Origin of the sequence: Candidatus Poriferisocius sp. (assembly GCF_965202595.1) — a bacterium.
Lineage (GTDB): Bacteria > Actinomycetota > Acidimicrobiia > Acidimicrobiales > Bin134 > Poriferisocius.
Map to the genome: position 1 here is coordinate 2,721,485 of NZ_OZ241836.1, position 23,705 is coordinate 2,745,189.

The following is a 23,705-nucleotide window of genomic DNA, read 5'->3' on the forward strand; positions in this document are numbered from 1 at the left end:
CGGGCGGGGCCAATCCGAGGGAATCTTCTCCCCCCTGCTACCACCCCCGCGCCAACGCCGGCCGTATGGTGCTCATGACCTTCGTGCAATGCCTATTATCAAGAGCTAACGGATTGTGTTCGTAAGAGGATGGGGGCCGGGTTCATGGCGCTGGATGATTTGCTGGATAAAACCGATGCGGTGGGCTTGGCCGAGGCCATCCGCACGGGTGAGGTGTCGCAGCAGGAGGTTCTGGATGCCACACTGGCCCGAATTGCCGAACGTAACCCGGCGCTGAACGCCATCACCACGGTGATCGAGCCCGAACCGGCCGCCGGCGGGCCGCTGCGGGGAGTACCGTTCGCCATCAAGGATCTGCATTTCCCGGTGCGGGGCACGGTCACCACCCATGGATCGCGGTTCTTCGCCGACGCTGCGGTGGATGACCACGATGCCGAGGTGGTGAGCCGTTACAGGGCCGCCGGTTTGGTGCTGGTGGGCCGCACCAGCAGTCCCGAGTTCGGCCTGTCCACCACAACCGAGCCGGCCCTGTTCGGCCCGTGCGCCAACCCGCTCGACCCCTCCCGCAGCGCCGGCGGTTCCAGCGGTGGGGCATCGTCGGCGGTGGCCTCGGGCATGCTGACCATGGCCCACGCTTCCGACGGGGGCGGCTCCATCCGCATCCCGTCCTCGGCCTGCGGCCTGTTCGGGCTCAAACCCAGCCGGGGACGGGTCAGCTTCGGTCCCGATGCCGGGGAGGGGTGGAGCGGCTACTCCTGCACCCACGTGATCACCCGCTCGGTGCGTGACAGCGCGGTGATGCTCGACCTCACCGCCGGTTTGGCCCCCGGCGATCCCTACGTGGCCCCCACTCCCGCGGGCCTGTTCGAGCACGCCATCACGACCACCCCCTCCCGGTTGCGCATCGCGGTGTGGGACGGCTCGGCCGACGGCATCCAACTCGACCCGGTGGCCCGGGGGGCGCTGGACACCGCCGTGGCGCTGTGCGAGCAGCTCGGCCACCATGTGGAGGAAGCCTTGCCTCCCGTGCGCCGGGGCGACTTGGGCAACGCCCAGGGGGTGATCACCGCGGCCCACACCGCGGCCCTGTTGACCCGCCGATCTACTGAAGCCGGACGGTCTCCGGGAGAGGACGATCTCGAGCCGGTGGCCGCATGGATGGCCGAACGTGCCCGGGGGATGACCGCCACGGACTACGCCGAAGCCCTGCGCACCACCCACCGCATCGGCCGGCTGATGGGCCAGTACCATGCCTCCGGGATCGACCTGATGCTCACCCCCACGCTGGCCGCCGTCCCGCCCCCTCTGGGTGAGCTGGTGGCCACCAAAAGCACCGTGGCCGAGTGGGGGGCCCGCCAGGGTGCTTACAGCCCGTTCTGCGCCCTGGCCAACGCCACCGGCCAGCCGGCCATGTCGGTGCCCCTGTACTACGACCAGCGGGGCCTCACCGTGGGCAGCCACTTCATCGCCCCCTACGGCGGCGAGGCCGTGCTTTTGCAACTCGCGGCCCAAATGGAAAAGGCCCAGCCCTTCTGGCCCCAACCCCGGTAGTAACCGGCAATAGCCAGTATCAGCAGGGCACGGGGACGATGACGCTCACGGCCTCAACCCAGTATCAGCCAGTATCAGCAGGGCACGGGGACGATGACGCTCACGGCCTCAACCCAGTATCAGCCAGTATCAGCAGGGTTGCAGAACGAAACTGCGGCGGAGGTAGTTCCAGCGGCAGTCGGGGCACACCTCCACCTCGTAGCAGGTGAACCTGCCCTTGCGCCGGGCCAGCTTGGCGATCTCCCCGCTGTAGCTGATGCACCGCCCGTGAGCCGGCAGGCGGGGGCCGAATACATACGACACCAGGGCCAGACCATCGCCCTGGCACACCGGGCACGGCTCCCCGGCGGCGGTGCCCACCTCCCGGCCGGCTCGCACCAGCTCCGGATGGGCATCGCACACATCGTCGGCCATCCGGACCCCGCTCTTGAGCCGGTTCAGAACGTGGGTCCGCGCCAGCCGGTAGTGCACCGTCGAAGCGGGTTCGGGTTGAACCCCTGCTGAGGCGGGCACCGGATTGGCCATCGCCCCAGAGTAGCCCCATACGCCAAAAGCGGGGCAGAACCTTTGTTTTGGTCCGCCTCCCGCTGACGTGGCCCACTGCCCGCAAGCTTTGGCTCTGCCCCACCCGACTGGCTCCGTCCAACCTGGCTGTCACTGGATCCCACTACTGTGAACTCATGGTGTTCGGATGAGCGGAGCCCTCGATGGGATCAGGGTGTTGGATCTGTCCACCCGCATGGCCGAAGCCACCGGCAAGACCCTGGCCGACCTCGGGGCCGAGGTGATCAAGGTGGAGCCCCCCGGGGGGTGCGATGCCCGAACCACCCCGCCATTCGCCACCGATGGCCGCTCGCTGTTCTGGGAGGCGTGGGGGTTGGGCAAGCACAGTGTCGTCTGCGACATCGGCACCCCCCAAGGCCGGGCCGAGCTGCTGACCCTGGCCGCCGGGGCCGATGTGCTGGTGGAGTCATTTGCCCCCGGCCACCTGGGCGGCCTTGGCCTCGGGCCCGACGACCTGGCTGCCATCAACCCCGCTCTGGTGTACGTGTCGGTAAGCCCGTTCGGGGCCGGCACCCCCGACGCCGCCGTACCCATGACCGACCTCACCCTGTCGGCCGCGGGAGGGCTTTTGGCCATGCAGGGCGACCACGACCGGGTTCCCACACCGGTGGGCTACCCCGAGACATCTTTTCTGGGAGCGATGCAGGCGGCAGCCGATGCGACCATGGCGCTGTGCGAACGTGACCGCAGCGGCCGGGGCCAGCACCTGGACAGCTCCATCCAGGCCGCGGTGCTGTGGTCGCTCATGTCGGTCACCAGCTACGCCGCCCTGGGTCAGGACTTCCCCAACCGGGGGGACGACCGGGCCGGCGTGACCCGACCAGAGGTGGTTCCCGGGGTGCCGATGCCGGTGATCGAACCCTGCGCCGACGGTTACGTGGGCATGACCCTGGTGGTGGGCGAGCAGGGCAACCGGGGGATGAAGTCGCTCATGGACTGGGTGATCGAGCAGGGCGCGCTAGACGACGACCTGACCGACGTGGCATGGGATGGCTGGCTGGAAATGCTGGCCAACAAGACCATGCATCCGGCCGATGCCGCCATCGCGGTGCGAGATCTGCTGGCCTTCCTCAAAACCAGGACCCAGGCCGAGATCCAGACCCGGGCCGTGGCCGGCAAGATGCTGGTGGCCCCCTGCTACACCACAGCCCATCTGGCCGGCGACCCCCAACTGGCGGACCGCGACTACTGGGTGGAGGTGGAGGGCACCATCCATGCCGGACCGTTCGCCCGCCTGTCGGCCACCCCCATCACCTACCGCCACCGGGCGCCCACCCTGGGGCAGCACCAGAACCTGCTGGCCGCCGTACTCCCCGAAGCCCCCTCCGGGGCCGGAAATCAACCCGGTGGGGTGCCGGCAACTCGACGACTCCGCCAGCATCATCACAAAATTAGTACCGGGGCCGGAAACCAACCCGGTGGGGTGCCGGCAACCCCCCGGGGCGATTTGTTCGAGGGGCTGAAGGTGGCCGACCTGTCGTGGATCGCCGCCGGGCCGCTCATCTCCAAGGATCTGGCCAACCTGGGGGCCACCGTGGTGCGGGTGGAGACCGAGGCCCGCCTCGACACCCTGCGCTGGATCCCTCCCCACCTGCCCCACACCTCGCCCATGAGCGCCGGTCACCCCATGGCCAACATGAACCAGTCCAAGCTGGGGTTGGGCCTCAACTTCACAGTTCCCGAGGCGAAAACGGTCATCGACCGGCTGGTGTCGTGGGCCGATGTGGTGGTGGAGAACTACACCCCCGGCACCGCCGCCCGGCTGGGCTTCGGCTACGAGCATGTGCACGCCCTCAACCCCCGGGCGGTGATGCTCTCGAGCTGCATGCGGGGCCAGACCGGACCCGAGGCCCGTCACACCGGTTTCGGCCTTCATGGGGCCTGCCTGGCCGGCTTCGTGGCCATCACCGGCTGGCCCGACCGCAACCCCCATACCCCCTGGGGGGCCTACACCGACTTCATCTCCCCCCGCTACGCCCTCGCCGCTCTCGGAGCTGCCCTGCATCACCGCCACCGCACCGGCGAGGGGCAGTACATCGACATGTCCCAGATCGAGGCCTCCATTCATTTCCTGGCCCCGCTGGTGCTGGAATACCGCGACAGCGGCCGGGTTCGGACCCAGGCCGGCCTGAGCTCGGAGCGGGCCGCCCCCCACGGGGTGTACCGCACCGCCGGTGTCGAGCGCTTCTGCGCGGTGGCGGTCGAGACCGGCGAGCAGTGGGAGGCCATGTGCTCGGTGATTCCCGAGCTGGGGAGATTGGACGACCGGTGGGCTCAATCGGCCACGGCCGACGAGGTGCTGGCCGCCTGGTTCGCCCCCCGGGACGGTTTCGAGGCCGCCAGGCAACTGCGGGAAGCGGGCATCCCCGCCTACATGGCCCTGCGAGCCGGCGACTTCTGCTCCGACCCCAACCTGGTGGCCCGGGGGTTCTTCATCGAACTCGACCACACCGCCATCGGCCCCATGAAGTTCGACGGTCCCGTCACCCTGTTCTCGGCCACCCCCGCCCGCCCCCGCCGAGCCGGACCCCTGGTGGGCGAGCACACCCAGCAAGTCATGTCCGATCTCCTCGGCTTCTCCGACCGGGAGATCACCGCCCTGGCCGCCACCGGAGCCCTCACCTGACCTCCATGGCCGGCCGCTATACCCCCCTACCCCTACCCACCCGAGGAGGATCCCATGACCGCCAATCGTGAGCCGGACCGGACACCGGCCGATCCATCGGTGTACGAACGCCTGGCGCTGCATCTGCCCAACGACATCGGAATCGGCAGCGCCCTCATCACCATGGTGGAGCCCCACGAGGGCCACGAGCACGACTACAACCGCTGGTACGAGGACGACCACTTCTATTCCGGGGCCATGCACGGCCCCTGGGTTTATGCCGGTCGCCGCTGGGTGGCCCCCAGGGCCCTGCGCGACCTGAGACCCGAGGTGGACGACCCCGCGGTGCGGCCCCCCGATGCCGGCTGCTACATCTCGCTGTACTGGAGCACCCCCGGCCACGAGGACGACATGGAACGATGGAGCTTTCTGGCCATGGCCGAGGCCCTCATGCCCCATGGCCGGGGTTTCACCGAACGCACCCACGTCTACACCGCCTTCCACCGGTTCCGGTTTGCCTGTGTCCGGGCGGGCAGCGGCCCCATGAAGCCCCATCTGGCCCTCGACCATCCCTTCGCCGGGCTGGTGGTGGAGGTGGTGGATGCCGCCCCGGCACCAACCCTTCATGTCGATCAACTCCGCTGATGGGCGGGTACCTGTAACCTTTTAGCCGTCGTAACTGTAATATTTGAGCCGTCGTAACTGTAACATTAATTAGTGGATTACCTGGCTGGAACCATTGACGAATAGCTGAGGAGACCGGGGGGTCCAACTAGCATCCGGGCGTGACCGTTGAAACGCACTACCGGACCTGCCCTCTTTGCGAGGCCATGTGTGGTCTCGTGATCAAAACCGAGGGGGAGAAGGTGCTGCCCCCCATCCGACCCGACCGCGACGATGTGTGGAGCAAGGGCTTCATCTGCCCCAAGGGCACCACCCTCGGCCACCTCCACGAGGATCCCGACCGGGTGCGGGTACCACTGGTGAAAGACAGCAGCGGCAGGTTCCGGGAAGCCACCTGGGAGCAGGCCTACGCCCGGTGCGAGGAGCTTCTCCACGGGGTGCGCAACACCCACGGTGTCGATGCCATGACCGTCTACGTGGGCAACCCCGCGGCCCACAACTTCTCGCTCAGCCGCTACATCGGCGCTCTGGTCATGCAGTCGGGCGTCCCGATGATCTACTCGGCGGGCACCGTGGACCAGTGGCCCAAGAACGTGTCCTCGAGGTGCATGTACGGCAACTCCTGGACCTTCCCCGCTCCTGACATCATGCGCACCCAGTACCTGGTGGTCATGGGGGCCAACCCTCATGCCTCCCAGGGCAGCCTGCTGGCCTGCCCCGACGTGCTCGGAGAGATGGACAAGATCCGCGAGCGGGGCGGCAAGTGCGTGGTGATCGACCCCCGCCGCACCGGCACCTGCGACCACGCCGACGAGTGGATACCCATCACCCCCGGCACCGACGCCGCCCTCCTGCTGGCCCTGGGCCACGTGCTGTTCGACGAGGGGCTGGTGGATCTGGGCACCATGGCCGATCATGTCAACGGGCTCGAGGAGGTCCGGGCCCTGATGGCGAGCTGGACCCCGGAGAGTGTGGAAGCCACCACCAGGGTGCCGGCGGATACCGTGCGCCGCCTGGCCCGGGAGATTGCCGCCGCCGAAAGCGCCTGCGTTTACGGCCGCATCGGTTTGTGCAACCAGGAGTTCGGCACGCTGGCCTCGTGGCTCATAGATGTGGTGAACCTGCTCACCGCCAACTTCGATGTCCCCGGCGGGATGATGTTCGCCAACCCCATAGCCCCAGCCATGGTCACCCTCAACTTCGAGGAACCCTGCGAACCCGAGTTCGGCCGGTGGCACAGCCGGGTGCGGGGCGCTCCCGAGGTTCTGGGCCAGGTGCCGGTCTCTTGCCTGTCGGAGGAGATCCTGACCCCCGGTGAGGGTCGGATAAGGGCACTGGTGGTGGTGGCCGGCAATCCGGTGATCAGCTCGCCCGAGGCCGGCCGCCTGGATGAGGCGCTGCCCCTGCTCGACGCCATGATCTGCATCGACAACTACGTGAACGAGACCACCCGCCACGCCGATGTGATCCTGCCCGGCCTCTCCTCGCTGGAACAGCCCCACTGGGACGAGCTGATCTGGTCGTGGGCGGCCCGGACTGCGGGCAACTGGTCGGACCGTATTTTCGGGTTCGGTGACCGCCCCGACGAGTGGGAGGTACTGGTGAGGGTGGGGGCACTGATGGGCGGCCGATCCAACGACGAGATCGACGAGCGCGCCATCGACGACGAAATGTTCTCCGGGCTCTGCCTGTTCTTCGGCCTCGACCCCACCCATGTGCTGGCGCACTACAACTCCGCGCCCCAAAACCCCGGTGGCCCCGAACGAATCACCAACCCCACCTCCAATGGCCCCGAACGAATGACCGACTTCATGATCCGGGTGGGGCACCGGGGCGACCGCTACGGCGAGAACCCCGACGGTCTTACCTTGCAGCATTTCAAGGACAACCCCCATGGTCTCGACTTCGGGCCGATGGTGCCCCGGGTACCCGAGATCCTCCACACTCCGTCGGGCAGGATAGAGATGGCCCCGCCCTACATAACCGCCGATGTGGAACGGCTGTACCGCCGCCTGGGTCGCGACGACGGGATGGTGCTGATCAGCCGCCGCCATGTGCGATCCAACAACTCCTGGATGCACAACGTGAGGGTGCTGATGAAGGGCAAGGACCGCTGCACGCTGCTGATACACCCCGACGATGCCGCCGGCATCGGGCTGGGCGACGGATCGACGGCCCGGGTCAGTACCGAGATCAGCAGCATCGAGATACCGGTGGAGGTGAGCGACGAGATGATGCCCGGCGTGGTTTCACTACCCCACGGGTGGGGGCACGGTCTGGACGGTGTCCAACTCTCGGTGGCCAAGGAGTTCGCCGGGGTGAACAACAACCTGCTGGCCCCCGGCGAACTGGTGGACAAGATCTCCGGCAACGCCATCGTGAACGGCATCAAGGTGGAGGTGGCCCCCGTCCCCGGCTGATGTTTTAGCCGCCGGGTGGGTATTCTCCGATTCCTATGGCTATTCCCCAAGACCGTGACATCGAAGCCCTCAAGGCCGTGCTGTCCGACTGGATGAACACCCAGCCGGGGGTGTCCGGTGCCGAGGTCACCAGGCTGGTCAATCCCGAGGCCTCCGGGTTCAGCAACGAGACCCTGGTGTGCGACGCGGTGTGGACCGCCAACGGGCAAAGCCACGACTCGGGCATCGTGGTCCGCAAACGCCCCACCAACTACGCCATCTTCCCCACCTACGACATGAGCGTGCAGTACCGCTCGATGCAGAACATGGCTGCCTGCGGCGCGGTGCCGGTGCCCGAAGTGCTGTGGGTGGAGAACACCGGCACGGTGATGGGAGAACCGTTCTTCGTCATGGAACGGCTGCACGGCCGGGTCCCCACCGACAACCCACCGTTCTTCCAGGAAGGTTGGGTTCGCGAGGCCACCCCCGACCAGCAGTCCGTGCTGTACGAATCGTCGATAGACACGCTGGCTGCGGTGTCGGCCACCGACTGGCGGGCCACCGGGTTCGACTTTTTGGACCTTCCCCGATTCGGCCCCCTGGGGTTCGCCCAGCAACTCGGCTACCAGCGCTTCTACGCCGACTGGGCCGCAGAGGGGCGACCCAAGCCGTTGATCGATGCCGCCCTGGACTGGTTCGATGCCAACGATCCCAGCGGGTCGATGCCCATAGAGCTGAACTGGGGGGACGCTCGGCCCAGCAACATCATGTACGGCGAGGACTTCCGGGTGATGGCCGTGTTCGACTGGGAGATGGCCGATCTGGGGCCGGGCGAGGTGGACCTGGGCTGGTTCCTGTTCATGAACCGGTATCTGAGCGAGGGTGCGGGAATCGACTGGCTGCCCGGTTTCACCGACCGGGCCGGCACCATCGCCCGCTGGGAACGCAAGCGAGGCCGACCCGCCGAGCACATGAACTATTTCGAGGCTTGGGGGTGCCTTCGCTTTTCGATCATCATGGTGGCCATAGTGAACATGCAGGTCAAGTACGGCTATCTCAGCGCCGAGGACGGGGCCCAGTACGAGCGGGTCAACCCCTCCACCCAGATGCTGGCTGGTTACCTAAACCTGCCGGACCCCAAGTGAGGCAATTGAGGCAATAATGACTGCTGCTGAGAACCGGGCAATAGCCGAAAAACTTTTCGCCAACTTGGAGGATCACGATGAGCGCTGCTGAGAACCGGGCAATAGCCGAAAAACTGTTCGCCAACTTGGAAAGCATGGACTGGCCCGCAGTGGCCGAGCTGTTCACGCCCGACGGTGTGTACCAGGACATGCCGTTCGAGACCGACTCCGGCGGTACCACCGGCCGGGATGGGATCATCGCCAAGCTGGAGTTCGGCCTGGGCGAGCTGGACCGCTTCGAGCTGGGGGTGACCGGTATCTGGGTGGACGGCGACGATGTGCTGGTGGAGCGGGTCGAGGTATGGCACCACAAAACCGGCGAGGTGGCCAGCCTGCCCGTTCTGTGCCGCCTCCAAATCCGCGATGGGCAGATCGCCCGCTGGCGGGAGTACTGGGACTACAACTACCTCATCGCCCAACAACCCGATTCGTGGCTCCCCCAATCCCCCCGACCCCGCTGGGACTGACCTCAACCGGCAATTGCCCCGGGACTGGAGCCCAATCGAAGGTCCCAACCCGCCTTGGTTCTTGGGGAACCCCTAGCTTTTCTGGGAGAGGGGTTGCCGTCAAGCCGCGGTGACCACCGGGGTCGGCTCCCGTTCGCCGGTGAGGCCGATGATTGGGAGAGGGGTTGCCGTCAAGCCGCGGTGACCAGGATGCGCTCGCTGGCGAAGCCGCCGATGCCGACATGGTGGCCGCCGATCTCCACGGTGGTGGTGCCATCGGGCGAGGTGGCGGTTATGACCCCCTCAGCACCAGGAACCATGGAGGCGTTCTCGAGGTAGTCCAGCAGCCCCTCGGTGAACTCCAGCTCCTCGGTGATTCGGGTCACGACGAACCGCTGGCCCACCTCGACCTTGGCCAGTGCCTTGGTGGGGGGGGACTGGTAGTCGGCACCGGGGATCGGATTGCCGTGGGGGCAGGTGGTGGGATCGTCCAGCACCCGCATCATGGCCTGCTCCACTATCGGGGAGATCACGTGCTCCCACTTTCCAGCTTCGGCATGGGCATCGGCCCAGGACAGACCCAGCACCCGGGTGAGGAAGACCTCGGCCAGCCGGTGGCGGCGCACCACCCGCTCGGCCAGGTCCATCCCCTCCGGGGACAGCTCGATGGATCGACCCTTCAGGGTGACCAGGCCCTCGGCCTTCAACCGGTGGATCATCTCGGAAACCGCGGGGCGGGACACGTCCAGGCGCTCGGCCACTCGAGCCTGGATCACGTTCACATCGTCCTCGGCCAACTCGAAAATGGTCTCGCAATACTCCTCGAAGGCCGGATGCCACTCGGGAGTCTGGTACTGAGCCACGGCTCTTATCCTAATGGATTATCCTAATGAATCCCGGCCTCCAGCACCCGAGCCAGCTCGGACCTGTCGGGCTTTCCCGAGGCCAGCTTGGGTAAATCGACAAGCGGGATGATCCACTCGGGGGTCATGAATCGGGCCGCTCCGGATCGGGAGAACCAGCGGCGGCACTCGTCCAGATCGAAATTGTCGCCGGCCACCACAAAAGCGGCCACCCGCTCCCCGAGACGGCTGTCGGGGCGACCCAGCACCACGGCCTGGTGCACCGCGGGGTGAGACTCCAGAATGCTCTCCACCTCGGCGGGGTCGATGTTTTCCCCGCCCCGGATTATCCCCTGACCCAGCCGCCCGGCAACGGTGAGCCTGCCGTCGCCGTCGATCCGCCCGAGATCGCCGGTGCGGAACCAACCGTCGGGGGTGAAAGCGGCCGCGGTATGAGCAGGGTCGAGGTAACCGATGCTCACCTCGGGGCCGTGCACCTGGATCTCACCGTGCTCATCGATCCGCACCTGGGTGGGGGCGAACGGGCGACCGTCGGTGTTGGCCATGAGTTCGAGATCCTCGTCGTTGGTAAAGGTGGTGACGGTCGGAGCCTCGGTGGAACCGTAGGCCCGTTTGACGATGCAGCCGAAGGTGTCCCGCGCCCGATGCACGAAGGCAGGTGTCACCCCGGCTCCACCGACGGAGAGAAACCGAAGGGAAGCGGTCCGGCCGGGATCGAAGTCGGGACTGGCCATGAGATCGGTGAAGAACGGGGGCGGACCGACCATATAGGTGACGCGCTCCCGCTCTATGAGCCGCAGGGCTTCGCTCGGGTCCCAGCGAGCCATCAGAACGGTTTTCATGGAAATGGCACCGGGAATGAGCACACCGTGCAGCAAGCCGGCGACATGAGCCACAGAAGCCGGGAACAGCACCACATCCTCAGAGGTGAGGTCGTTGATCCGGATGTACTGGCGAACCTTGTAGGCCAGGGCGGCCTGGGTGTGAATCACTCCCTTGGGAACCCCGGAGGAGCCGGAGGTGAACATGATGAGTGCCCGGTCATCGGGTCGAACCCCAACAAGGGAGCATCGGGAGGAATAGCCGGAGGCATCGCTGGAAACATCACTGGAGGAATAGCCGGAGGCATCGCTGGAAGCATGACCGGAGGAATAGCCGGAGGCATCGCTGGAAACATCACCGGGGGGCCGGTGGTCGGCCGGGTCGAAGAGCCGATCTATGCCGAGGCGGGCAAAGACGTGCTCCTTCTGGCGACCGGCATCGGCGTAAAGCAGGGGTACCGGAACCGCACCGGCCTGCCAGCAAGCCCGGTAGGCCACCACTGCATCGGGGCCGGTGGGCAGTTGAAAGGCGGTTGGCCGGCCCGGGGCAAGGGCGGTGGCGGCCTGAGCTGCCCAGGCAATCACCTCCCCGCGGGACAGGCGGCGGTCACCGGCAACGATAAAATCGTCCCGCTCCTCTCCGATGGTGAGCAGTTCGTGGATCATCGCTACGACTTGAACCGCTCGATCAAAAGACACCCGTGGATCATCGCTACGACTTGAACCGCTCGGCCAGGAGACGCTTTACCCCCGTAAGGTCGATCTTGCCCGAATCCAGCCAGGGCAACGCGCCGGGAGCATCAAAGAGCGCGAGATGGCGGGGGACCTTGTACGACGCCACCCGTGAAGCGACGAACGCCCTGAGGTCCTCGGCGGTTAGCGTTCGGCCCGGCCGCAGAACCACGGCGGCGGCCACGTCCTCGAGCCGGTCGGGGTGGGGCACACCGCACACGAAGGCATGCATGACCGCATCGGACTCCTCCAGAACCAGTTCTATCTCCCGGGGAGTGATGTTCATGCCCGACGACTTGATCAGGTCGCCCATACGCCCGGTGAAGTAGAAGTAGCCGTCGCCGTCGAAGTAGCCGCTGTCGCCGGTGCGATACCAGCCGTCGGGGGTGAAGGCATCGGCTCTTTCCACCTTGTACAGCCCAACCATCAGGGCGTAACCCCGCACCCACACCTCGCCCCGGCGGCCCGGCGGGCAATCCTCCCCGGTTTCCGGATCGACTATCCGGTGCTCCATGCCCGGCACCGGCCGGCCGAACGAGGCCCGCCTCTTTTCGGGAAGCGGGGTGCCCATCATGTCCAGGGTGTGGGGGCCGAGGGTCTCGGTCATACCCAGGGAGTTGACCCGCAGCTCGGGATCCTCGATCTGCTCCTCGGGGGGCAGCAGGGCGTAGAGGCTACCGCCCCGAACCGAGGACAGATCACGGGTGGGAAAGTCGGGATGGTCGGTGAGCAGCTTGGCCATGTGGGGCCAGCCCGCCACCAGCGTGACCCGCTCCCGCTCGATCAGGGCCAGGGTTTCACCGGGCTCGAACCGCTCCTCGAACACCAGCCCGGCACCGACATGGATCACCGCCACCAGGGTGAACGACATCCCCCCCACCCAGAACATGGGCATCGGTGTGTACAGGCGGTCGCCGGCCACCAGGTCACGGAACCGCCACAGGTTGTGGGCATGGCGCACCACCGCTCCCTGGGTGTGAACCGCACCCTTGGGAGCCGCGGTGCTACCCGAGGTGTAGACCACCACGAACTCGTCGGCCGGGCTCACCTGGGCCTCGACCGCGGCCAGCAACCCGTCGTCGATCGCCTCGCCGGCCGCCACCAGCGAATCCATCGAGGCCAGCCACGGGCGATCGGGTTGCCCCCAAACCCACACCGAACGCAAGTAGGGGTGCGACGGTGCCCGAATGACCCGATCATCACCAAACCACCCATCACCACCACCAGCATCCTCAACACGGTCGGGCGACGGCGCTCTAATGACCCGACCATCACCAGGGGTGGCTATTTCCTCCAGCAGGGCCGGGTAATCGTGGCCCAGATGGCGGGACGCACAGAGCAGCACCTGCACGTCCCCGTGGCGCAGTACCCAGTCGAGTTCTTTGGCCCGGTAGTAGGTGTTGAGCAGCACCCCGAGCGCGCCGATGCGACCGATGGCCAGCCAGGCCGCGATCCAATCGGGGCTGTTGGGGGCCAAAAGCCCCACCCGGGTGCCCTTGCCCACCCCGATGGCCAGCAACCCCTTGGCGATGGCCTTCGAAGCAGTGTCGGCGTTGGCGTAGGTCACCCGGTGGTCACCGAGCACGGCCAGCATCCGGTGACCGTGCTCGCCGACCGCGGCCCGGATCATCCCGGGAACCGTCGGCTCGTAGGCTGGGAAGTCGACCGGGCCCAGCCCCCCAGCGGTGCCGCCGGGAATCCCCGAAGGCACCGGTCAACTCCGGGTGGGGGAGATCACCGTCTCACCGTAGCGGGCTGAACGGGTCGATCAGGACGGGCAACACGTCAACTCCGGGTGGGGGAGATCACCGTCTCACCGTAAAGGCGCATGGTGTCCAAGGTGGCCTCGATGTCGTCACCGGGGAGATTGACCGTGATCCATGTCACTCCCAGGGCCTCGAGATCGGCCAGCCCGGCAATGTGGGTGTCGGCGTCGAAGTTGGCATCGGCCGGCTGGCCCCCGGCGGGGTTCAAATAGCTGATGTCGATGTCGGCCGGGTTGCGGCCGGCCTGATCCACGTAGGCCCACAACTCGTCGAGCATGGCGGACAGGTCGTCCAGGGTCTCCAGGGGTGGGGTCTTGGCGGTGGTGGCCAGAACCCGGGGAGCGGGAAACGGGGTCCAGCCGTTACCGACGGCAGCCACCCGCCGGCGGGCCCGCTTGGAGTTACCACCGATCCAGATGGGGGGGTGGGGTTTTTGCACCGGCTTGGGGTTGGCGGTCTGACCCAGCGCGGTGAAGGTACTGGCCTCGTAGGCGAAATCATCGGTGGTCCAGATGCCGATCATCGCCTCGATGGCCTCGTCAAATATTTGGTTGCGGTTCGCGAAATCCACACCGAGGGCCTTGAACTCGCCCTTCAGGTAGCCGGTGCCGGTGGCAAGGATGAAGCGTCCGTCGGAGAAGGTGTCCACGGTGGCGATGGCCTTGGCCATGATGAACGGGTTGCGGTAGGGCACCACAACTATGTTGGGGATCAGCTTGATGCGGTCGGTGATGGCCGCACAAAAGGCCAGGGCGGCAAACGGGTCGACGGCATCGTGGCCGCCCGCTCTCAGCCAGCGGTCGGTGGGGCAGGGGTGATCGGTGAAGCCCAGCCCATCAAATCCGGAGTCCTCGGCGGTGCGGGCAAAATCCCGCACGCCCTGCTTGGTGATCAGCTTCGGATCCCACGGATGGGCCACCATCGGATAGGTCACTGCAAACTTCATCCATCTCCTCCATGTTGTTGGGTTATTTTCTACTCCTTTTACCCCGCGGCCTCAGCGCTTGCGTCACAGGTCCGTTCACCCCGCGGCCTCAGCGCTTGCGTCACAGGTCCGTTCACCCCGCGGCCTCAGCGCTTGCGTCACAGGTCCGTTCACCCCGCGGCCTCAGCGCTTGCGTCACAGGCGGCTCGCCACTTCGGGTAGCGGCGGGCGCAGGCCTCGGCCCAGGCGGGACGGGGCTCGACCCGGTGATCGATATGGGCCCAGCGCCGGGCTCCGGCCGGGTCCCGATCCTCCAGGCCGGCAGTGATGCGGGCCAGGTAGGCCGCGCCCCGGGCCGCGCCCTCGGGAACAGCAGCCACGTCCACCGGCAAGTTGCTGGTGTCGGCCAGAGCCTGCATCCAATGCCCGACGCAGGTACCCCCGCCCACGGCCACGATGCGGTCGGGTGACACGCCGGCCAGATCGAGGTGATGGCGAACGACAAATCCCGATGCCTCGTAGGCCGCCGCCAGCACCTCCCGGGGGCCGTGGCCGACATCCAGACCGATCAGCGCCGCCCGGAGACCGGGATCGTGGCGGGGAGTGCGCTCGCCCCGGATATAAGGCACCCACAACGGCAAGCGGTTGGGGTCGAGCCGGCCGATCTCGGGGTCGCCGGTGAGTGCCCGGACCCTTTCCAGGAACAAGCCCCCGGCATTGCTCGGCCCGCCGATTCCGGCCAAACCGGGTACCACCGGATGGGGGATGGTCCACATACCCTCGGCCTCGGGCCAGCCCTCGCATACCGCCCAGGTGATCAGAGTGGTCCCGCAGATCACCAGCACATCGCCCGGCGAGTCGGCTCCGGCAACGAGCTGCTCAGCCAGCGCATCCACCGTGCCGGCGGCCACCGGCGAACCGTTCCGGTGACCAATCGGGTTCGAATCCATCACCAGATCGGGCAGCAGGGCAGGATCGCACCAGTCGGCGTCCCAGCCATCGGCACCCAGAAGGGGAAGGCAGCTCATGGCGGTGGCCCCGTCCACAGCCCCGGTCCGGCACAGGGCTGTATCATCCACCGCCACAGCACCGGTCCCACACAGGGCCGCACCATCCACCGCCCCGGTCCCACACAGGGCCGCACCGGCCACCGCCTGAGCGGGCCAGTAACCGTGGGCACCGGGGAAGGCCTGCTCAAGGTGGCGCAGGAACCCGATGATCTCACCGTCGGGGTGGTGACCCCGGTGGTCTCCGTACAGGATTCCCGGAGAGATCGGCATCCCCCCAGCATCCACGGCGGCCAGGGACAGAACCATGGCCGCCAGCCCGATACCGGCCACCCGGTGACCGACCGATACCGAGTCGCAGGCCACAACCACGTTGGCGTGCCACACGGCAGCGGCATCGTGCTCGAACACCGCCGGGGTGGGGGCATGAACGGGGTGGGGGATGCGAATACGGGCTCGGACCTCGCCCCCGGCATCCACGGCCACCGCCTTCACCGAAGTGGTACCGATATCGATGCCCACCGTGACCGGCCCTGCCGTAACCACAAGCACCAACCGTAGTGGCCAGGCCGCGAAATGACAGTACGGCAATGCTACAAACTGCCTGCTTCGGGCCAAACGATTGGGTTTGGGAACTGGTCGGATACCACGCACGGCAATGGCGCAAACTGCCTGCTTTGGCTCAAACGATTGGGTTTGGGAACTGGCCGGATACCATGCACGGCAATGGCGCAAACCCGGGAACCGGGTCATAACCTGAACCGGTGGGTCGGCATCGAGTATTGGTCACCGCCCCCCTGCGGGGGTCGGGCCTGGACCAGCTTCGTGAGGTGGCCGATGTAGTGCTGGATCCGTGGATCGACCACCAACCCGTCCGGCTCTACCGCGCCGCCGATCTGGCCGCCCGGCTGACCGAGGTAGAGGCCGACCTGCTGGTGTGCGAGGCCGACGACTGTCGAGGGCCGGTGTTCGAGCAGCCGCTGAAGGCTGTGGCCTCCACCCGGGGGGATCCGACCAACGTGGACCTGGCCGGTGCCACCGCCGCGGGCATCCCGGTGCTGCATACCCCGGGACGCAACGCCGACGGGGTGGCCGAGATGGCCGTGGCGCTGCTGTTTGCGGTCAACCGCCACCTGGTGCTGGGTGACAGGGACATGCGGGCAGGCACGGTGTTCACCGGTACCCTCCCCTACCAGCGGTACCGAACCTGGCAACTGGCCGGTCGCACAGCCGGGCTGGTGGGGCTGGGGGCGGTGGGACTGGCAACCCGGTGGCGTCTCGAGGGTCTGGGCATGAAGATCATCGCCAGTGACCCCTACCAACCCGATGGGGACTGCGAATTGGATGAGTTGCTGGCCGCAGCCGACGTGGTGTCGATGCATGCCCCCATAACCCCCGAGACCCTGGGCATGATCGGAGCCCAGCAGTTCGCCAATATGAGGCCGGGAACGATTTACCTGAACACGGCCCGAGCGGGGCTCCACGACACCGGTGCCCTGGTGGATGCCCTGCGGTCGGGCCATCTGGCCGGGGCGGGCCTCGACCATGTGGATGGTGAGGTTCTACCGACCGATCATCCGTTGACCCAGCTCGACAACGTGGTGCTGACCCCGCATGTGGGCGGTGCCACCTATGACACCGAGGTGAATCAAACCGACATGGTGGTGGAGGACATCCTCCGGCTGCTGGCCGGAAAACGGCCCCACCGCCTGGCCAACCCGGAGGTGTGGCAATGACCGAGAACACCGACATTCGAGCCGAGGTGGTGAGGGCGGCTCAGGCAATGGATGAGTCGGGGCTGGTGGTGGGCACCGCGGGAAACGTGTCGGGGCGGCACACCGGCGGGACTATCTGGTTGACCCCATCGTCGCTGCCCTACGACCAGGTGAGCATCGACAATCTGGCGGGAGTGGACCTGGAAGGGAACCTGGTGGCGGGAGTGTCCCGCCCATCCACCGAGAAGGCCATGCACCTGGCTTGCTACCGGGCGTTTCCCGAAGTGGGCGGGGTGCTGCACTGCCACCCGGTGCACGCCTCCATGTTCGCTGTGGCCCACCGGAGCATCCCCGCGGTCATCGAGGAGGTCATCATCTATCTGGGTGGGGATGTGGCGGTGGCCGACTACCGACCCACGGGGACCGACGAGCTGGGCGAGGAGGTGGTCCGCCATCTGGCCGACCGCTCGGCGGTGCTCATGGCCAACCACGGCATGCTGTGCGTGGGGTCGTCGCCCAATCACGCCCTGCACGCCGCCCAGGTGGCCGAGCACACCGCCCGCATCGTGTGGGGGGCCAGCCGGCTGAGTGACCCGGTAGAACTCCCCACCAAGGCCCGCTCCGACTTCGCCGAGGTCTACTCCTACCTCCGCACCCAAACCTGGGCAACCTCGGCGAGGCTTCTATCCTGACAGTGCCCTTGGGGTGTGGGAGCTAGGTGGCGGTTGGTTCCAGGGGGGCGATCTCGTCGAGGGTGATGGGCCGGTCGGCGATGCCCTCGAAGGCGTCGCCGGAGGAGTAAACCTCCTCGCCCGACAGCCTGGCCTCGGGGTCGTTCGGGTCCACCGGCCACACGATGCCCATGCGGGATTGGGCCATGTAGTACGAGTCGGCATCGGCCACCGGTATGCCCATGGCCTCCAGGGTGTGACCGGGATAGGCCATGCGCATAACGCCCTCGGTGAACACGGCATCGTCATCGACGATCACCCGGTCGCAGTCGAACTCCAAGCGGTGGGCCCCGGTTTGCACGATGCTGCGGTCGTAGAAGCCCCGGATGGCATCACGGGAACCGCCGGGGCTGGCCATGGGGTCGTCGGGGTTGGCCCAGATGATGTACTGGGGCTTGTCGCTCAGGGTGGCCACCACCCCCTCTATGTCGGCCCGGGCCTCGCACTTCATGTGGGCCAGTACCAGTTCCAGCACATGGCAGCGACGGGGGTTGGTCTCCGCCTCCAGGCGCTCGGCCACCAGCCGCCATGTTTTGTTGGGATTCATCTTCACGGGTTTCCCCTTTCGCTCGGATCCCGACCATAGAGCCTGAGCGGTGGCTACGTCACAAACACGAGCCGCAAGCTCATGACCGGTATTGTCGCAAGCCGATGACCGATCGGGAGTTCGCAGGCAGAACCGCCATAGTGGGCATAGCCAGCAGCGACTTCGCCGGTTTGTACCGCACCCCCGACCGGCACCGCACCGGCGAAGCCCTGGCCACCGAAACCATCGGGGCAGCCATTGCCGACACCGGCCTGGAGAAATCCCGGATCGACGGGCTGATAACCGGCGGGGTGGCCCACTACGAGCCGATTGCCTACCGCACCGGTCTCACCGACGTGCGCTTCGTGGCCGACTACCCCCAGGCCGGACGGATGTGCGCCACCGCTCTGATGCATGCGGCGGCCGCAGTGCATCACCGGCTGGCCGACTACGTGGTGCTGTTCAACTCGGTGGTTTTCCGCAGCCAGGGAACCAGGTTCGGGGCCCAGGGCCAGGGGCTTCTGTACGACTCGGTGTACGGCATGGCCTCCCCCGGGGCCCAGTACTCGCTGGGGTTCACCCGCTACCAGGCCCGGTACGGGGGCACCGAGGAGCAGCTCGGGGCCATTCCGGTGGCCATCCGATCCCACGCCCGGCTGAACCCGGCGGCCATCATGCAAGCCGAGATGACCATCGACGACTACCTGGCCTCCCGCTACATCGCCCAACCGCTGCGGCTGTTCGACTACTGCCTGGTGAACGACGGGGCAGTGGCCTACGTGGTGACCACCGCCGAGCGGGCCCGGGATCTGAACCATCCCCCGGTGCTGATCGCCGGTACCGCGGGACGGGCCAACTTCCGGGAGTGGTACGTGGACCTGGAGTTTTGGGACGAGGCCTGCCGCTCGATGAAGACCGACCTGTTCGACCCTCTGGGGGTGACCACCGGCGACATCGACTGCCTTCAGGTGTACGACAACTTCAGCGTGGCGGTGCTGTGGGGGTTGGAGGGGTTCGGGTTCGCCCCCCGGGGTCAGGGTTTGGAGTGGGTACAGAACGGTCGCATCGCCCTGGGCGGGGAGCTGCCGATCAATACCAGCGGGGGCATGCTGAGCGAGGCCTACCTCCAGGGTTGGAACCAGCACGCCGAGGCGGTACGACAACTCCGGGGCACCGCCGGGGTGCGCCAGATCCCCGACTGCGACTGGTCGCTGTACTGGTGCCTGTCGGCCCTGCCGGGCGCAACCCTTCTATGTCGGGACGGGGTGCTATGAACAACGAAATCCCACACCCGGACGGAGTGCCATGAACAACGAAATCCCACACCGCGCCGGGATGCTATGAACAACGAACTCCCACGCCAAAGTAAGGCGCTATGAACGGCAGCGGGGCGGGGTATTTCAAGCCGCTGCCCACGGTTACCACCGAGGACCGGGAGTTCTGGGCCGAGGCCCGGCGGCACCGCTTCGTGCTGCCCCGGTGCCGGAACTGCGGGCACGTGTGGTTCCCGCCCTACGCCTCCTGCCCCCGGTGCCTGTCCTTCGACCGGGAGTGGACAAGGGCATCGGGCCGGGGCACGGTGTGGGGCTTCACCCTGATGCGCCAGCCCTACATACCTTCGTTCGAGCCGGAACTGCCCTACAACGTGGTGCTGGTGGAATTGGAGGAGGGGCCCATGATGTACTCCAACCTCATCGGCATCGACAACGCCGCCATCACCTGCGGCCTGGAGGTGGAAGCCGCCTTCGAGGACATCACCCCCGAGATCACCCTCATCAAGTTCCGCCCCGCCGAGCGGGGTACGACGAGCACAGAATTATAAAACGGAGCCCAGGCCGGAGCGCACCGAGGCCCACTTTCAGCAAAGGCCTACACGAGCACAGAATTATAAAACGGAGCCCAGGCCGTGGGAGTGGCCTGCGGTGTAGCCACCGTCCACGGGCAGGGCGACACCGGTAACGAACGAGGAGTCGTCGCAGGCCAGGAAGAATGCCGCTCCTGCTATCTCCGAGGGCCGTCCCCAGCGCTTCAGCTTGTGTTGCTCGCGGATGCTGTCGGCAATCGGGCCAAGCGGGGCAATGACGGCCTGGAACATGGGGGTGTCGATGAAACCGGGGCAGATGGCGTTGGCCCTAATGCCTGCCGGGCCGTAATCACTGGCGATGTTCTTGGTGAGAAGCACCACCCCACCCTTGGAGGCGTTATAAGTGCTGCCGCCCTCGCACCCCTCGAGCCCCTCCACGCTGGCAATGGTGATGATGCTCCCCGACCGGGCCGCCACCATGGGTTTGAGGGCGGCTCGGCACGACAGCATGGTGCCCTTGAGGTTGATGTCCTGCACCCGATCCCACTCCTCGACCTCGATGGTGTGAACGTGCCCACCCCCGGCCACCCCAGCCGCGGTGACCAGCACGTCGAGCCGGCCGTGCTCCTGAATGATGCGGGTTACCAACTCCTCCTGGGCAACCGCGTCGCGGACATCCACCAGATGGAAGCCCGATGCCGGGGCGGCATCGGCCACCGCCGGCCAACCCTCCCCTTCGCTGATGTCGGACCCCACCACAATCGCTCCCTCGGCCGCGAAACGCTCCGACGTGGCCAGGCCGATGCCCGATGCCGCCCCGGTGATCCAGGCCACCTTGCCCTCCAGTCGCCCCATATCGGTTCTCCTCTCCCGTGCCCGTCAAAAGTTATGCCACCAGGCGGACCCGTTGGTGTTTCACGGCCCCCACGTGAAGGTGACCGTGACGCTCGGTTTCGCCGACCAGTTCCAGCCGGGGCAGCAGGGGCAGAACGGCCTTGAGCATGGCCCGAAGCTCCCAACGAGCCAAGTTGGCCCCCAAGCAGAAATGCACGCCGTGGCCGAACGCCATGTGGTGGTTGGGGATGCGGCCCACATCGAAACGGTAGGGGTCGGTGAACACCGCCCCGTCCCGGTTGGCCGACGGATAGAACACCCCTACGGTGTCGCCGGCCCTTATGCGCCGGCCGTGAAGTTCGACATCGGCAGTGGCGGTGCGAGCGAACTGGATCACCGGGGAGGTCCAACGCAAGATCTCCTCCACCGCGGGCTCGATCAGGGACGGTTCGGCCAGCAGGCGATCCATCTGATCGCGGTCCTGGAGCAGGGCAGTGAGGCCCCTGGTGGTGGCGTTGCGGGTGGTCTCGTTGCCGGCTCCCAGCAACAAGACGATGTAGCCGGTGAGCTGCTGGGTGGTGAGCGGGCAGCCATCAACCCGGCCGTTCACCACCGCACCGGTCAGATCGTCGCGGGGCTCCTGCCGGCAGTCCTCGATGATCGTGGATATGTAAGAGCTGAACTGGCGGCTCATCCGCAACTTGAAGTCGTCCATGGTCTCGCCCGGCTCGGCCCAGCGCAGGTTCTCCTCGTCGTCGAACATCATCTCGGTAAACCTGTGAATCCTGGCCCAGTCGTCCACGGGCAAGCCCATGAGATCGCAGATGGTGGCCAGCGGCAGCTTCACCGCGTAATCGAGTACCAGGTCGGCCTCGCCCTCGCGCTCCAGCACCTGCTCGAACTCGGTGGTGAACCGGGAGGCGTACTGATCGAGATGTGCCTCGTGCTCCCTCATGGCCCGAGGGGTGAACCGGCGAGCGGTCAGGAGGCGGAACTTGGTGTGGCGGGGACGGTCCATGAACACCATGTCCATGGGCTCGTCCAGGTCCCAGCCCAGCTCTGTGAGTCTCTTGATGCGGCGCTGCATCATTCCCTCGTCGTCTTCGATGCTGGCCAGGCGCAGGCGGGGGCCTCCGTTGATGAACAGCTTGTCGTTGGACGAAACCCAGTGGATGTCCTCGTAGCGGGTAATGGCCCAGAACGGCTCGATACCGGGGCGGTCGTACCAGTGGACCGGGGCCTCGGCCCTCAGCAGGTCCCACGCCGCCCACGGGTACCCGTGATCTCGGTACTGCTCATTGGAGTGGATGTCGATCTCATCGAGAGAGATCGCCCCGGCGGTGTCGGTCATGGCCATGCGTTTCCCCCCACGCTGCGTTGGTAACACCATCTTGTTGGTAACACCATCTTGGCAGAGTCGGCACCTCGGCCCCAAGAATCGAGCCACCCCCGCCCCCCGCATGGGCAAACCTCATGGTTAGGGGGACAGGCAGTGGGTTCCACGGGTTTGCCCGGCCCTACTGGGAGTCGAAATTGCCGCCGATGATCCCGAGTTGGGAGCGGAGCGGTTCGGGGACGACCAACTCGAAACTCTGGCTGTCGAGCCGGGCGAAGCCGGCCGGCGGGTAACCGGGACGCCACCACAGGGCATTCGGGCTGACCGAGTTGGGGCCGGTCAGGTAGCGGATGTAGCCGGCCGCCAGCATGGATGCCGAGCGATCCACGAACCGCTCGTTCAACTCCACCGGGCAAACCAGCATGGTATGGGCCGCGGGCACGGTCACCACCGCACCCAGCGGACCGATGTCGGGTACCGAGCGGGCGAAGTCGAGCAAATGGCCGGAGACAAACAGGGAATCTCCCGATAGAACCCGGAACCCTCCGTTCGACTCATCCGGTTCTTCCACCGTCAGCGGCTCGGCCATGAGCGTGTTGGCCAGCGCCACCGCCATCACCTCGTCCTGCTCAACACCCCAGTCGTGGAAGTAGCTGCGGTCTATCGGGCTGGAGGCCCCGTCCAGGTTGAGCGACAGGCAGGCGAACAGACCCACCGGCAACCGATCGCGCACCGCGTCGATGTGGCACAGATGCTGGGCGCTGACCACCCTGATTCTCAGGTCACCCCGGAGTCGCTCGTAATCGCCCAGGCGATCGGCCAGGGCATCGGGAGCGAAATCGTCGAGCCGGGCAACATGCTCGTAGATGATGAACCGCCACTCGCCAGGGTCGGCCAGCCGGCAGGTTTGCGCCAGGTTGGACAGGCCGAGCACGCAGTCCAGCTTCTCGACGGTAACGGTCCCGGCGACCTCATCAAGGCTGAACTCACCGAAGCGGGCCCGAACAACGGCCTCCACATGATCGAGAAAGCTTCGTCGCTGCTCGGGCGACCACCAGGGCACCCAGGTGCAGATTTCGGATGGAGCGGACACGGTCCTTCTCCCTTCCATGTTGTACATGGCAACTGAAGGGGGAAGTTCCGATGAAACGTAGCCGAACCAGGCTGAGGATTGCTTGTGGAAATCCAGTGGATTTCAATTATTTTCAAATTGAGCCAAGAGGGTCTGGGCAAATTTAACTTCAGGGAAAAGGCAGCAGGGGAGCAACTGTC

At 66.5% G+C, this 23,705-nt stretch carries 20 protein-coding genes; 10 read left to right on the forward strand and 10 right to left on the reverse strand.

The features are described 5' to 3' along the window. Positions 1–144 precede the first annotated feature (144 nt). Positions 145–1,551: an amidase gene (locus tag ACOGXC_RS12245; protein WP_419918457.1), complete on the forward strand. Its 1,407-nt coding sequence runs from the start codon at positions 145–147 to the stop codon at positions 1,549–1,551. Positions 1,552–1,680: 129 nt separating this feature from the next. Here ACOGXC_RS12245 and ACOGXC_RS12250 read toward each other — a convergent pair whose 3' ends face one another. After that, positions 1,681–2,076 carry a DUF5318 family protein gene (locus ACOGXC_RS12250; RefSeq protein ID WP_419918458.1) on the reverse strand — a complete coding sequence of 132 codons (396 nt, stop codon included), beginning with the start codon at positions 2,074–2,076 and terminating at the stop codon, positions 1,681–1,683. Positions 2,077–2,242: 166 nt separating this feature from the next. Here ACOGXC_RS12250 and ACOGXC_RS12255 point away from each other — a divergent pair, with 166 nt between their 5' ends. From ACOGXC_RS12255 to ACOGXC_RS12275, 5 genes are all read left to right on the forward strand, one after another. Then, positions 2,243–4,741, forward strand: coding sequence for a CaiB/BaiF CoA transferase family protein (locus ACOGXC_RS12255; protein WP_419918459.1), 2,499 nt, complete (start codon positions 2,243–2,245; stop codon positions 4,739–4,741). Positions 4,742–4,795: 54 nt separating this feature from the next. Beyond that, entirely contained in the window at positions 4,796–5,365 is a 570-nt protein-coding gene (locus ACOGXC_RS12260; RefSeq protein ID WP_419918460.1) for a hypothetical protein, read from the forward strand. A 140-nt stretch (positions 5,366–5,505) separates the two neighbouring features. Next, positions 5,506–7,764: a molybdopterin-dependent oxidoreductase gene (locus tag ACOGXC_RS12265; protein ID WP_419918461.1), complete on the forward strand. Its 2,259-nt coding sequence runs from the start codon at positions 5,506–5,508 to the stop codon at positions 7,762–7,764. A gap of 35 nt (positions 7,765–7,799) precedes the next feature. Next, positions 7,800–8,888 (forward strand): phosphotransferase family protein, encoded by a 1,089-nt coding sequence (locus ACOGXC_RS12270; RefSeq protein ID WP_419918462.1) that lies wholly within the window; start codon positions 7,800–7,802, stop codon positions 8,886–8,888. Positions 8,889–8,965: 77 nt separating this feature from the next. Further along, the gene (locus ACOGXC_RS12275) at positions 8,966–9,394 is read left to right on the forward strand and encodes a nuclear transport factor 2 family protein (protein WP_419918463.1); all 429 of its coding nucleotides are present in this window, start codon (positions 8,966–8,968) and stop codon (positions 9,392–9,394) included. Between the two features lie 170 nt (positions 9,395–9,564). Here the strand turns inward: ACOGXC_RS12275 and ACOGXC_RS12280 are convergent, their stop codons facing one another. The 5 genes from ACOGXC_RS12280 to ACOGXC_RS12300 form a co-directional block, all read right to left on the reverse strand. Continuing rightward, entirely contained in the window at positions 9,565–10,236 is a 672-nt protein-coding gene (locus ACOGXC_RS12280; protein ID WP_419918464.1) for a metal-dependent transcriptional regulator, read from the reverse strand. Positions 10,237–10,259: 23 nt separating this feature from the next. Next, positions 10,260–11,756 (reverse strand): class I adenylate-forming enzyme family protein, encoded by a 1,497-nt coding sequence (locus tag ACOGXC_RS12285; RefSeq protein WP_419918465.1) that lies wholly within the window; start codon positions 11,754–11,756, stop codon positions 10,260–10,262. Positions 11,757–11,769: 13 nt separating this feature from the next. Then, positions 11,770–13,500, reverse strand: a complete 1,731-nt coding sequence (locus ACOGXC_RS12290) for a class I adenylate-forming enzyme family protein (RefSeq protein WP_419918466.1) — start codon at positions 13,498–13,500, stop codon at positions 11,770–11,772. Positions 13,501–13,574: 74 nt separating this feature from the next. Beyond that, positions 13,575–14,501 (reverse strand): LLM class F420-dependent oxidoreductase, encoded by a 927-nt coding sequence (locus tag ACOGXC_RS12295; RefSeq protein WP_419918467.1) that lies wholly within the window; start codon positions 14,499–14,501, stop codon positions 13,575–13,577. A gap of 149 nt (positions 14,502–14,650) precedes the next feature. Then, positions 14,651–16,039, reverse strand: coding sequence for a xylulokinase (locus tag ACOGXC_RS12300; protein WP_419920079.1), 1,389 nt, complete (start codon positions 16,037–16,039; stop codon positions 14,651–14,653). Positions 16,040–16,251: 212 nt separating this feature from the next. On the opposite strand from ACOGXC_RS12300, the gene ACOGXC_RS12305 reads away from it, so the two are divergent. Together ACOGXC_RS12305 and ACOGXC_RS12310 are read left to right on the forward strand one after the other, a co-directional pair. Continuing rightward, positions 16,252–17,223, forward strand: a complete 972-nt coding sequence (locus tag ACOGXC_RS12305; RefSeq protein WP_419918468.1) for an NAD(P)-dependent oxidoreductase — start codon at positions 16,252–16,254, stop codon at positions 17,221–17,223. Next, the gene (locus ACOGXC_RS12310) at positions 17,220–17,894 is read left to right on the forward strand and encodes a class II aldolase/adducin family protein (protein WP_419918469.1); all 675 of its coding nucleotides are present in this window, start codon (positions 17,220–17,222) and stop codon (positions 17,892–17,894) included. Before ACOGXC_RS12305 ends, ACOGXC_RS12310 begins: the two co-directional genes overlap by 4 nt. A 22-nt stretch (positions 17,895–17,916) precedes the next feature. Here the strand turns inward: ACOGXC_RS12310 and ACOGXC_RS12315 are convergent, their stop codons facing one another. After that, positions 17,917–18,486 carry a nuclear transport factor 2 family protein gene (locus ACOGXC_RS12315; RefSeq protein WP_419918470.1) on the reverse strand — a complete coding sequence of 190 codons (570 nt, stop codon included), beginning with the start codon at positions 18,484–18,486 and terminating at the stop codon, positions 17,917–17,919. Positions 18,487–18,584: 98 nt separating this feature from the next. Between ACOGXC_RS12315 and ACOGXC_RS12320 the strand changes: the two genes are divergently transcribed. Then, positions 18,585–19,733, forward strand: coding sequence for a thiolase C-terminal domain-containing protein (locus ACOGXC_RS12320; RefSeq protein WP_419918471.1), 1,149 nt, complete (start codon positions 18,585–18,587; stop codon positions 19,731–19,733). 101 nt (positions 19,734–19,834) lie between these two features. Next, positions 19,835–20,281, forward strand: coding sequence for a Zn-ribbon domain-containing OB-fold protein (locus ACOGXC_RS12325; protein WP_419918472.1), 447 nt, complete (start codon positions 19,835–19,837; stop codon positions 20,279–20,281). A 63-nt stretch (positions 20,282–20,344) separates the two neighbouring features. On the opposite strand, the gene ACOGXC_RS12330 is transcribed toward ACOGXC_RS12325, so the two are convergent. The 3 genes from ACOGXC_RS12330 to ACOGXC_RS12340 all read right to left on the reverse strand — a co-directional run bounded on the left by ACOGXC_RS12330 (position 20,345) and on the right by ACOGXC_RS12340 (position 23,526). After that, on the reverse strand, positions 20,345–21,118 hold the full coding sequence (locus ACOGXC_RS12330) for an SDR family NAD(P)-dependent oxidoreductase (protein WP_419918473.1): 774 nt from the start codon (positions 21,116–21,118) through the stop codon (positions 20,345–20,347). Positions 21,119–21,149: 31 nt separating this feature from the next. After that, positions 21,150–22,454 (reverse strand): cytochrome P450, encoded by a 1,305-nt coding sequence (locus ACOGXC_RS12335; RefSeq protein ID WP_419918474.1) that lies wholly within the window; start codon positions 22,452–22,454, stop codon positions 21,150–21,152. A gap of 160 nt (positions 22,455–22,614) precedes the next feature. Beyond that, positions 22,615–23,526: a hypothetical protein gene (locus ACOGXC_RS12340; RefSeq protein WP_419918475.1), complete on the reverse strand. Its 912-nt coding sequence runs from the start codon at positions 23,524–23,526 to the stop codon at positions 22,615–22,617. Between the last annotated feature and the right edge of the window lie 179 nt (positions 23,527–23,705).